The sequence below is a fragment of the Pseudonocardia wallangbongensis genome (genome assembly GCF_054486945.1).
Window position 1 is genome coordinate 645546 of the sequence record NZ_JBRERS010000004.1, and the last position, 10709, is coordinate 656254.

9 protein-coding genes and 1 riboswitch are annotated in these 10709 nt (G+C 72.2%); of the genes, 3 read left to right on the forward strand and 6 right to left on the reverse strand.

Translation table 11 applies throughout. The features are described from left to right. Positions 1 to 207 precede the first annotated feature (207 nt). Genes ACU436_RS18315 through ACU436_RS18330 form a run of 4 tightly spaced genes read right to left on the reverse strand, consistent with a single transcriptional unit; the run spans position 208 to position 5640 of the window. Positions 208 to 1551 (reverse strand): right-handed parallel beta-helix repeat-containing protein, encoded by a 1344-nt coding sequence (locus tag ACU436_RS18315; protein ID WP_459027040.1) that lies wholly within the window; start codon positions 1549 to 1551, stop codon positions 208 to 210. Between the two features lie 5 nt (positions 1552 to 1556). After that, positions 1557 to 3446 carry a right-handed parallel beta-helix repeat-containing protein gene (locus ACU436_RS18320; RefSeq protein WP_459026774.1) on the reverse strand — a complete coding sequence of 630 codons (1890 nt, stop codon included), beginning with the start codon at positions 3444 to 3446 and terminating at the stop codon, positions 1557 to 1559. Then, positions 3443 to 4714: a glycosyltransferase gene (locus ACU436_RS18325; protein WP_459026776.1), complete on the reverse strand. Its 1272-nt coding sequence runs from the start codon at positions 4712 to 4714 to the stop codon at positions 3443 to 3445. The genes ACU436_RS18320 and ACU436_RS18325 overlap by 4 nt, the downstream gene beginning before the upstream one ends. After that, positions 4711 to 5640: a hypothetical protein gene (locus ACU436_RS18330; RefSeq protein WP_459026778.1), complete on the reverse strand. Its 930-nt coding sequence runs from the start codon at positions 5638 to 5640 to the stop codon at positions 4711 to 4713. The genes ACU436_RS18325 and ACU436_RS18330 overlap by 4 nt, the downstream gene beginning before the upstream one ends. Positions 5641 to 6228: 588 nt before the next feature. Beyond that, a riboswitch (TPP riboswitch) is annotated at positions 6229 to 6342 on the forward strand. On the opposite strand from ACU436_RS18330, the gene ACU436_RS18335 reads away from it, so the two are divergent. From ACU436_RS18335 to ACU436_RS18345, 3 genes are all read left to right on the forward strand, one after another. Beyond that, positions 6333 to 7352, forward strand: coding sequence for an ABC transporter substrate-binding protein (locus ACU436_RS18335; protein ID WP_459026780.1), 1020 nt, complete (start codon positions 6333 to 6335; stop codon positions 7350 to 7352). Its footprint overlaps the riboswitch before it by 10 nt. Further along, on the forward strand, positions 7327 to 8106 hold the full coding sequence (locus ACU436_RS18340) for an ABC transporter permease (protein ID WP_459026782.1): 780 nt from the start codon (positions 7327 to 7329) through the stop codon (positions 8104 to 8106). The genes ACU436_RS18335 and ACU436_RS18340 overlap by 26 nt, the downstream gene beginning before the upstream one ends. Next, entirely contained in the window at positions 8099 to 8854 is a 756-nt protein-coding gene (locus ACU436_RS18345) for an ABC transporter ATP-binding protein (RefSeq protein WP_459026784.1), read from the forward strand. Before ACU436_RS18340 ends, ACU436_RS18345 begins: the two co-directional genes overlap by 8 nt. On the opposite strand, the gene ACU436_RS18350 is transcribed toward ACU436_RS18345, so the two are convergent. Beyond that, positions 8776 to 9579 (reverse strand): tetratricopeptide repeat protein, encoded by an 804-nt coding sequence (locus ACU436_RS18350; protein ID WP_459026786.1) that lies wholly within the window; start codon positions 9577 to 9579, stop codon positions 8776 to 8778. The genes ACU436_RS18345 and ACU436_RS18350 overlap by 79 nt on opposite strands. Before the next feature lie 107 nt (positions 9580 to 9686). Further along, positions 9687 to 10697: a LacI family DNA-binding transcriptional regulator gene (locus tag ACU436_RS18355; protein ID WP_459026788.1), complete on the reverse strand. Its 1011-nt coding sequence runs from the start codon at positions 10695 to 10697 to the stop codon at positions 9687 to 9689. Positions 10698 to 10709: the final 12 nt, after the last annotated feature.

The following is a 10709-nucleotide window of genomic DNA, read 5'->3' on the forward strand; positions in this document are numbered from 1 at the left end:
CCCTGCTCCGGGTCACCGGCGCCACGTACGCGGGCCGGACGGCCCGGGTGGCCGAGCCGCGCTGAGGGCCCGGCTCGACGCGGATGGGCGCGCGGCGTAACCGGAGGCGGTCTCGCGGGCATGATCGAGGCTTCGGCGCGAAAGCGGGCGGATCTGGCCCGGGAACGCGCCGAGTCGCTGATCATGAGCCCGACACGCGCCGAGGGCCTAGCCCCTGTCGGCCACCACGTCGGACTCGGTGTTGCCGCTGACCTCGTTCGCGTTCTCCGGGGCCACCGGGTCGCCGGTGCTCATGATGCCCGCGCGGTTCTCGGTGACCGTGTTCCCGGTGAGGTCGAGGGAGCCGCTGGTGTCGACGTACACGCCGTACCGGGCGTTCTCCGCGATGACGTTGTCGTGCACGGCGGTGCCGGTCGACTCGCTGACGATGCGCAGGCCGTCCTGCTGGTTGCCGCGCAGCTGGTTGCCCTCGACGACGTTGCCCTCGGCCAGCTGGGTGACCCCGATGCCGGTCTCGCCGTTGTCGTACACCTCGTTGCCGCGCAGGGTGTTGGCACCGGACTCGTTGATGTTGATGCCCTGGGCGTTGTTGCCGAACGACTCGTTGCCCTCGACGATGTTCCGGTCCGAGCGCAGGTACAGCACGATCCCGTGGTGGGCGTTGCGGTAGACGATGTTGTCGCGGATCACGCTGTCCACGCAGTCCTCGGCGAGGATGATCCCGTGCTTGCCGTTGTCGTGCACGACGTTGCGCTCGATGGAAAGCTTGGCCGACTCGGTGTGCGGGTCGATCCCGTAGAGGACGTTGTCGCGGAACTCGTTGTCGAGCACGGCCAGGCCGCTCACCTCGTAGGTGTAGAGGCCGTAGTAGAGGTGCGACACGATGCTGTCGGTGATCGACCCGCCGGTGCCGGCGGTGCGCCACGACAGCCCGTAGGCCTCCACGTCGCCGTGGCCGAGGTAGTGCAGCTCGGCGTGGGAGATCGACATCTGGGAGCCGTCGCGGGCGAGCAGGAAGCTGCGGCCGTCGTCGTAGCCGGTGTCCACCGTGCCCGCGCCGTCGTCCCAGGACGTGACGCAGGAGCCGGTGATGTCGAGCTTCCCGCCGAGCGCCTCGACCGACACGAACCGGCCGGGGTCGCTGCTGAGCTTGAGCCACCGGACCTGCGGCGCGCTGATCTGCAGCTCGGCCCCGCTGCGCACGGCGAGGTCGGCGCCGAGCTGCCACTCGCCGGGGGCGACCTCGCGGAGTGCGGCGGGGTCGTCCACGGCGGCGGCGATCGCCGGGAGCGTGACGCCGGTGCCGGCGACGACGTCGATCAGGTTCGTGGCGCGGTCGAACCGGACGTCGAGCCCGGTGGGTGCCGCCGGAGCCGGGGCGTCGGCGGCGGGGGCCTCCCGCACGCACGGCTGTGCCGGGTCGGTGGCGGCCGGCGGCGCGACGTCCCGGCGTTCCAGCGGCGCCGGTGCGGGCGCGCCGCACCCCGCGACGAGGACGGCCGCGACCGCGCCGGTGACGATCATCTGGACGGTTCGGCGCCAGATCGGCATCGCGCTCACAACGCCTCCATCGGAAGGGGCGGGCGGCGGCGCCGGGTGGTGCCGCCGAGGCGGCGCTGGCGGAACGTGTGCAGCTCCTCCAGCACCACGGCCAGCAGGATCAGCGGGACGCCGACGGCGCCCAGCAGGTTCAACGGCGGCAGGCTCAGGTCGTTGGTGCCCTGCTGGCTGATCACGCCGCGCACGGACTCCAGGGCGTGCACGTTGGAGTCGACGAGCGTGAACGGGCTGCCCTCGGCGCTGTTGACGCCGAGCTCGGTGGTGTCGACCGTGACCCCGGACGCGTAGACCAGCTCCGGGGAACGGGAACGGATCCCCTCCCGGGCGGCGGTGATCGTCGAGTTCGTGATCGTGGCGCCCGCCGCGATGTCCAACCCGGTGCCGCCGCCGGTGATCTGGGCGCCGGTGATGCGGGCGTCCGGGGTGAAGCTGCGCACGGCGTCGGACTCGACCCCGTTGACGGAGATGTCGGTGACGACGAGCCCGGACGTGCCGGCCGCGGTGACGAGACCGTCGCGCCCGCCCTCGACGGTGAGCCCGGTGAGGCGGATGTCGTGCGCCCCGCGGTCGACCCGCACGGCGGACCGGGAGTCGTACACCTGGACGCCGTCCAGCGCGATGTCGTTGCCGTTGACGGCCACGCCGGCGACGCGGGCACCGCTGAACGTCGAGTTCTTCGCCTCGAGGTTGCTGGTGCTCTTCTCGACGACCAGCCCGCGGGCACCGCCGGTGGTCTGGATGCCGTCGAGCACGATCCCGGAGCTGTGGACGTGGGTGAACACGCCCATGCGCTGGTCGGTGGCGGTGTAGCCGGAGACCGTGATGTCGGTGGAGCGGGAGATCCGCAGCCCGCCGGCCTCGTCGGCCGTGGTGTCGATCGCGGAGATCTGCGTTCCGGCCTCCCCGACGACGGCCACACCGAAGGCCCCGTTGGCGTTCGTGCTGATGCCGTTGATCGGGCGGCCGGCGCTCGCCCCGGACACCAGCACCCCGTTCTCGCCGTTGCCGGTGGCCCGGATGCCGCTCAGCGTGGTGCCCTCGTCGCCGGCCAGCACGAGGCCGTCCTCGGCCGAGTCGGACACCGTGAGCTGCTCGATGTCCACGCCCTCCGAGTGCGACAGCTCCACCCCGGTGCTGCCGCGCGCCACGGTGCTGCGCACGACCGAGCCGGTGCTGCCTCGGTGGAACTCCACGGCGGCGGTGCCGTCGTCGTCGGCGCCGGGGGTGCCGTCGGACACGGCGCCGAGGTCGTTGATCGTGGTGTCGGTGATGTCCAGCCGGCCGCCGCCGGAGGCGACGATCGTCGGCCGCCCCTTCGCGCTGGCGGGCAGCGGCTGCCCGGTGGCCGGGTCGACCGAGGTGACGGTGATCCCGCCCAGGGCCAGCCGGCCGCTTCCCGTGTGGATCGAGGCGGCGTCGGCCGGAGTGGCGCCACCCGCGAGCGCCAAAGTGTGGACAGAGCTGCCGGAGCCGCCCAGTTGCAGCGCGACGCGCGGGGTGAGGACGAGGGTGGCGTCGAGGGTCGCGGTGCCGTCGGCGATCTTCAGCCAGTCCGACGGCAGGGCGCGGTTGAGGTCGGAGATGGTGACCGTGCCCCCGGCCCGGCCGACCTGGCGGGTGACCCGGCCGTCCGTGGCGAGGTCGATGCGGTAGTCGCGCAGGATCGCCAGGTGGTGCGGGCGGCCCCGGGACTCCCAGGCCCGGCGCACGGATGCGGCGGTGTCCGGGGTGACCACCTGCGCCGGCCGGACCAGCGCCTGGGCGGCGGTGGGGGCCGCCGGGGCGGCCGCCGCCGTGCCCGCCGTGAGCCCGAGACCGATGGCGGTGGTCATACCCGCCGCGAGGATCCGGCCGACCCACCGCCTGCTGGTGGTGCCGGTGTTCATGCAGCTGCCCTCCGCAGGGGGATGACGTTGTCGTGGTGGTCGTCGTCGCGGTGGTCGTCCGTGTGGTCGTCGTCGGCGTGCTGCTCGACCGTGGTGCGCACGACCTCGCCGTTCTCCACCGCGACCTCGCGGGTGAGCCAGGCCTGCTTGCGGATGGTGACCAGCGCGGTGATCTTGATGATCGCCATCAGCCAGGAGACGACGACGTAGCCCAGCACGAAGAAGAAGCTGGACGGCCGCCGCCGGATGTGCGGGGCGAGCTTGGCCGCGCGGCTGATCTGCCACCACAGCAGCAGCACACCCGCGAGGATCCAGTTCTGCGTGACGAGGGCGAACCCCATCGCGAGCGGCCCGAGCAGCAGCGTGAAGCCGCTGACACCCTTGTCGATCATCGTGTAGGCGAGGAACGGGTGGCGCCACACCCAGGGCTTCGACAGGGCCCGCAGGTCCGAGCGCCAGGTGTTGCGGGCCCAGCGCAGCCGCTGGCGGAAGAACGTGCGCCAGCGGTCCGGGAACGTGGACCACACCTCCGCGGTGCGCTGCATGTAGGTGCGGTGGCCCCGCTCCAGGATCAGCGTGGTGAGGCGCTTGTCGTCGCCGGAGAGGGACCGGACACCCCAGAACGTCTCGTCCATGAAGTCGTCCTCGATCTCCAGCAGGAGCTCGCGCCGGTACACCGCGGTGCGCCCGGACAGGCACGAGACGGCCTGGCCCAGCAGGGACTGGGAGGCGTTCTCGTCGAAGTAGCGGTGGTCGAGGAACATGTCGGTGATCCGGGCCAGGAAGCCCTTCGACCCGTACACGGACTGCCGGGTGCCCACGCCGCCGATGCGCGGGTCGGCGAACGGCTTGGCCACCTCGATGGCGACGTCGTCGGCCCAGATCGTGTCGGAGTCGACGAGGGCGACCAGTTCCGTGCGGGCGGCGCGCCAGCCGCGCCGGAGCGCGTCGCGTTTGCCCGGGACGTCGGTGATGACGACGGTGACCGGGTAGCGGCTCGCGACGTCCTGACAGGTCGTGTCGGACTCGTCGATGACGAGGATGACCTCCTCGACCTCGTTGGCGAGCCACGACTCGATCGCCGCCGCGAAGATCTTCGGGTCTTCCTGGTAGACCGGCACCACGACCGACAGCGGCATCCGGTGCTCGCCCGTGATCGGCTTGTACAGCACCGCGGGGATGCGGCGGATGAGCCAGGTGCCCCACCGGATCAGCCCGAGCACCCCGAGCGGGGTGCCGAGCAGGTAGTAGTAGGCGGGCAGGTTCATGCCGACTCGCGCTCCGTGGCCGGGATCGAGCTCTGGCCGCGCAGCTCGCCGGCGTCGGCGTGCGCCATCGTGTCGATCTCGTGGTTGACGAGGGCGGCGAGGCGGTCGTTGGTCTCGACCACGGCCGAGAGCAGCGGCATGTCCACCCCGAGGGTGTCGGCGAAGCCGAGGAAGCCCTGGGTGTCCTTGGGCAGGCAGACGCCGCCGTAGGGGGCGCCGCCGCGGATGCCGTACTCGGGGTTGATGGAGCCTTCGGCGGAGCGGGCGACGGTGGCGGCGATCGGGTCGAGGTCCAGGCCGAGCTTCTGGGCCACCAGCCACATCTCGTTCCAGAAGCTGATCTTGGTGGCGTTGTAGATGTTGTGCGCGGCCTTGATGAACTCGGCCTCGGCGGGGTTGGTGAAGGTGCGCAGCTCACCGCCGAAGGGAGCGAGCACGGCCCGCAGGCGCTCGACGTTCTGCGGGTCGCGGCTGGCGATGATCGTCATCCACGGGTTGGCGAAGTCCTCGGCGGCCGAGACGGCCCGCAGGAACTCGGGGTTGGACGCGAGCCCGAAGCCCTCGTTGGCCACCATCCCGGAGTTCTCCTCCAGGGCGGTCTTGACCAGGCCCTCGGTGGTGCCCGGGGGCACGGTGGAACGCACGACCACGACGTGCTCGGCCGAGGCGCCGGCGAGCGCGCGGCCCACCGAGGCGGTGCCGGCGCTGAACGCCGACAGATCCCACCGGTGCCCGTCGTTCGGCGTCGGCAGGGTCAGGAAGATCAACGACTCCGGCTCGTCGGCGAGGTCGATCCCGGTGCGTGCATCCCAGCCGCGGTCGCGCAGCTCCTGGACCCGCACCTCGTTGATGTCGACGAACGTGACATCGTGGCCGGCCTTCAGGAAACCCTCACCGGTCGCGGCGCCCACGACACCGGAACCCATGATGAAAATCCTGGTCTTCACGAAATTGTCCCCCTCTTGACGGGCGATCCGGGGACAGGCAAGGTTCTGCCTCGGATCCGTTGGGCATGGCGGATGACGGACGGCGTCGTCCGCAGAGGTCGGTTCGACCCGCCGGTCATCGAGGACCGGACACGCGGGCATGCTCGAGCACCTCGTGGACGATGGGTGCTCGAGCACATCGGTGCAGGTCAAGCCGATCCTCGGTGCGGCCGGTAACAGCCCCCGATGAAGTCGTCCGGTGTTGCGCCCCCGCCGGACGGCTCCCGTTGCCGGGAGTCGAGATCGGTCGTAACTCCTACCGCTGACCGGCTGATCGCCGGTGGAACCCCTACGCGATAAACACTATCTCAACGGTCCCTGAGATCGTCTCAGATTACTGGTCACGCTGTGTCCTACGCGAGTGTGCGGTCCGTTATTCCCGGGCGTGTTCCCGCGGTTCCGGTGCCCCCGAGGAGCACGAACGCGCCGAGGGCCCGGAGAGCGAGTGCGGTGCTGCGCGGAAATGTGATCCGCCGCACGTGATGCGGCACACCGATCTCGCCTCGCGCCGGCAACAGCGTATCCTCATCCGAAACCCACGGGAGCCTCGCGTGCCGAGGCTGAGAGGGCGGCAGGACCGGCCGCTGACCGTTCGAACCTGACCCGGTTAGCACCGGCGTAGGGAGGAACTCGTGACGCCCGTTCGCGCCCCCCGAGTACTGGCGGCCCTGTCGGCCGTACTGGCCCTGGTGCTGGCCGGCTGTGGAAGCGGGGGCGGGCCGGAGACGATCCGCGTGGCCCTCGACTGGACGCCGAACACCAACCACACCGGCCTGTTCGTGGCCCAGCAGGAGGGCTGGTTCCGCGAGGCCGGCCTGGACGTGCAGTTCCTGCCGTACAACAGCACGTCGCCGGACACGCTCGTGTCCTCCGGCGTCGCGGAGTTCGGCGTGAGCTTCCAGGACTCCTTCACGTTCTCGAAGGCGGCAGGTGCCGACATCACGTCCGTGATGGCCGTGCTGCAGCACTGGGCCACGCAGATCGCGGTGCGGGCCGACCGGGCCGACATCACGTCCCCGAAGGACCTCGACGGCAAGACCTACGGCGGGTTCGGCGCGGCGTACGAGGAGCCCAAGATGCGCGCCGTCATCCGGGACGCGGGCGGGACGGGCACGTTCCGGACGGTCGTGCTGGGCACGGCCGCGTACGAGGCGCTCTACGCGGGCCAGGTGGACTTCACCGAGCCGTTCGTCGCCTGGGAGGGCATCGAGGCGGAGATGCGCGGGCAGCCGCTGAAGACGTTCTCCTACACCGACTACGGCTTCCCGGACGCGTACAACGTGCTGCTCATCGGCAACTCGCCGTGGCTCTCGGCCCACCCCGACCTCGCGGCCAGGTTCGTGCAGGCCGCGCAGCGCGGCTACCAGCTCGCGGCCGACGACCCCGACCGCGCGGCCCAGCTCCTGATCGACGCCAACCCCGGCACGTTCACCGAGCCGGAGCTCGTGACGCGCAGCCAGCACATGCTCGCCGACCGGTTCCTGCGCGACGAGAACGGCCGCGTGGGCACCCAGACGCTCGAGAAGTGGACGGGGTACTCGGGGTGGGTGTTCGACACGGGGGTGTTGACCGGCCCCGACGGGGCGCCGCTGACCGAACGCCCGGACTTCGCCACCTGGTTCAGCAATGACTACGTCGCGCCGCCCGCCTGACTCGCGGGTGTGGGCGCGGGTGGTGCCGCCGCTGGTGCTCGTCGCGGCGGGGCTCGCGGCCTGGCAGTGGTACGTCACCGCGGCGGGGGTGCGGCCGCAGGTGCTGCCCTCGCCGCTGCGGGTCCTGGAGCAGGGCTGGGCGTTCCGCGACCAGATCTGGGCGAACACGCTGCCGACCGTGCAGGTCACCGCGGTCGGGTTCGGGGTGTCGCTCGCCCTGGGCTGGGCGATCGCGACCGCCGTGGACTTCTCGCCGTGGCTGCGCCGCGCCCTCACGCCGCTGCTGGTCGCCTCGCAGACGTTGCCGATCATCGCGATCGCCCCGCTGCTGATCATCTGGTTCGGGTTCGGGCTGTTCCCGAAGGTCGTGGTGATCGCGCTCGTGACGTTCTTCCCGATCACGGTCGGGCTCGTCGAGGGGTTCGCCGCCACCGACCGCCAGGCCACCAGCCTGCTGCGGAGCATGGGCGCCTCACGCTGGCAGCAGTTCCGCTACGTGCGGCTGCCCGGCGCCATGCCCCGGTTCTTCACGGCGCTGCGCATCGGCATCACCTACGCCGTCACCGGCGCGATCTTCGCCGAGTACGTCGGCGCGACGGCAGGGCTGGGCATCTTCATGAGCCTGCAGAAGAACTCCTTCCGCACCGACCTCGTGCTCGCCGCCGTGCTGGTCACGGCCCTGCTGTCGGTGACGCTGTTCCTGCTGACCTACGCCGTGGAGCGGCTCGTGATCCCCTGGTGGCGCCGTGCATGACGGGAAGCTCATGATGGAGGGCCTGTACAAGGCGTTCCCCGGCCCGCTCCCCGTGCTGGACGGGGTGGAGTTCGACGTGGCGCCGGGGGAGTTCGTCTCGGTGATCGGGCCGAGCGGCTGCGGCAAGTCCACGCTGTTCAACGTGATCGCCGGGCTGGAGCCGCCGGACGCCGGGCGCGTGTTCGTGGACGGCGAGGACGCCACCGGACGCGTCGACCACGTCGCCTACATGCCGCAGCGGGACCTGCTGTTCCCGTGGCGCACGGTGCTGGACAACACGACCCTCGGCCTCGAGGTGGCCGGGATGCGCCGGCGCGCGGCGCGGGAGCGGGCCCGCCCGCTGTTCGCGCCGTTCGGCCTGGAGGGGTTCGAGTCGGCGCGGCCCCACGAGCTGTCGGGCGGGATGCGCCAGCGGGCCGCGCTGCTGCGCACCGTCGTGCAGGACCGGGCGGTGCTGCTGCTCGACGAGCCGTTCGGCGCGCTGGACTCCCTCACCCGCACCGACATGCAGACCTGGCTGGAGGAGGTCCGCGCCCGCTTCGGCTGGACCGTCCTGCTGATCACCCACGACATCCGCGAGGCGGCGTTCCTGTCCGACCGGGTCGTGGTGCTCGGGCCGCGGCCCACCCGGGTGCGGCGGGAGGTGGTGGTGGACCTGCCGCGCCCCCGTCAGGTCGAGCTGATCACCTCGACGCGGTTCGCGGAGGTCGAGTCCGAGCTGCTCGCGGCGCTGCGCGGCGCGTCCTGAACCAGGCTCGACAGCTCGTCGTGCAGCGCGACGGTGTCGGGGTGGTTCGCGCCGAGCAGCGCGGCCGAGTCCTCGAACGCCTGCCGGAACAGCGCGACGGCCTCGCTGCCGCGACCGAGCGCGGCGAGGCAGCCCGCGGCGTTCGCGCGCATCGCGATCGTGTGCGGGTTGCGGGAACCGTGGGCCTGCTCCGAGTCGTGCAGCGTGACCTCGAGCAGGGTGAGGGCCGCCACGACGTCCCCGGCGGCCGCCCGCGCGAGGGCCATCCCCATCCGGGACACGAGCGTGTCGGTGTGGGTGGGCCCGAGGATCCGGCGGCGATCGGCGGTGACGCGAGTGGACAGCTCGACCGCCTCGTCCGCCACCCCGGCCAGGCGGTACGCGGACGCGAGGGCGTCGGCGGCCGCGAGCGTGCGGGGGTCGTCGGCGCCGAACATGCGCACCCGGTCGGCCAGGTTCGTGATCATCAGCTCCAGCCCGCGGCGCTGGCCGGCGGCCACGAGCGCCGCGGCGAGGTTGCCGGCGACCGTGAGCGTGTGCGGGTGGTCGCCGCCGAGCGTCTCGATGCACCCCTCGTAGGCGTCCTCGAACCGCGGGACCGCCTCGGACACCCGGCCCGCCGCGAAGTAGCTGACCCCGTCGGCGTTGCGCGCGGCGAGCGCGGAAACGTCCTCCGGGCCGCGGGCGGGGCCGCGCTCGCGTGCCTCGCGCGACCACCACGCCATCGTCGACCCCTTCCCCCGATCGGTGGAGCCAGACGCTACCGATAGGCGCTGAGCCCCTCGACGCGGGTCCCGGGAAAGTGATCACTTCTGCCGGGCGGGCCCGATCCTCACGCGGGCCTGCTCGCCGGGCGCAGGCGGGTGGAGGCGCGCACCACGAGCTCGGGGGCGAACACCACCTGCTGGTGCTGGTGCTCCCCCGGCGTGCGGGCTTCCTCGAGCAGCAGCCCGGCCGCGGTGCGTCCCAGGAGCTGCCGGGGCTGGCTCACCGACGTCAGCGGCACCGCGGCGGCCTCGGCGAACTCGATGTCGTCGTAGCCGACGATCGCGAGGTCGTCGGGCACCCGCAGCCCGAGGCGCACCATCTGCTGCAGCAGCCCGAGCGCGACCAGGTCGTTGGCGCAGAACGCGGCCGTCGGCCGGCGGGCCGCCGGCATGCCGGCGATCCGCTCGCCCGCCCGCCGGCCCTCGGCCACGTTGAGTGCCGCGGTCTCCATGACGATGAGGTCGGCGCCCGGTGAGCGGGCGGCCGCCTTCTCGGCGCCGGTGATCCGGTCGGCGACCTGGCCGATCGCGCGCGGACCGCCGACGAACGCGATCCGCCGGTGGCCCGTCTCCAGGAGGTGCGTGACGGCGAGGTCGCCGCCGAGCACGTCGTCGACGGTCACCGAGCAGCCGTCCGGACCGGCGCCGCGGTCCACGATCACCACCGGCGTGCCACGACCCGCGAGGGCGCTGATGCGCGGATCGGCCGAGTCGACCGGCGTGATCAGCACGCCCTCCACTCGCTGCTGCTCGAGCAGGTCGAGGAAGCCCGCCTGGCGGGAGCTGCTCTCGGCGCTGTTGCAGAGGAAGAGCGCGAGCCCCGCGTCGTCGGCGGCCTCCTGCACACCCTCGGCCACGTCGGTGAAGAACGGGTTGGACGTGTCCAGCACCACGTACGCGAGCGTGCGGCTGCCCCCGCCGCGCAGCTGGCGGGCCGACTCGTTGCGCACGAACCCCAGCTCGGCGATCGCGGTCAGCACCCGCTGCCGGGTGCGCTCGCTGACCAGCTCCGGCCGGTTGAGGACGTTGGACACGGTGCCGAGCGAGACGCCGGCGCGCAGCGCCACGTCCTTCATGCTCGGGGCGCC

What these genes read in the sequence shown, in the direction of transcription:
- ACU436_RS18315 (WP_459027040.1), bottom strand. Translation starts at nt 1,551, where the DNA reads ATGCCGATCTGGCGCCGAACCGTCCAGATGATCGTCACCGGCGCGGTC.
- ACU436_RS18330 (WP_459026778.1), bottom strand. Translation starts at nt 5,640, where the DNA reads ATGGGTTCCGGTGTCGTGGGCGCCGCGACCGGTGAGGGTTTCCTGAAG.
- ACU436_RS18350 (WP_459026786.1), bottom strand. Translation starts at nt 9,579, where the DNA reads ATGGCGTGGTGGTCGCGCGAGGCACGCGAGCGCGGCCCCGCCCGCGGC.
- ACU436_RS18355 (WP_459026788.1), bottom strand. Translation starts at nt 10,697, where the DNA reads ATGAAGGACGTGGCGCTGCGCGCCGGCGTCTCGCTCGGCACCGTGTCC.
- ACU436_RS18320 (WP_459026774.1), bottom strand. Translation starts at nt 3,446, where the DNA reads ATGAACACCGGCACCACCAGCAGGCGGTGGGTCGGCCGGATCCTCGCG.
- ACU436_RS18325 (WP_459026776.1), bottom strand. Translation starts at nt 4,714, where the DNA reads ATGAACCTGCCCGCCTACTACTACCTGCTCGGCACCCCGCTCGGGGTG.
- ACU436_RS18340 (WP_459026782.1), top strand. Translation starts at nt 7,327, where the DNA reads ATGACTACGTCGCGCCGCCCGCCTGACTCGCGGGTGTGGGCGCGGGTG.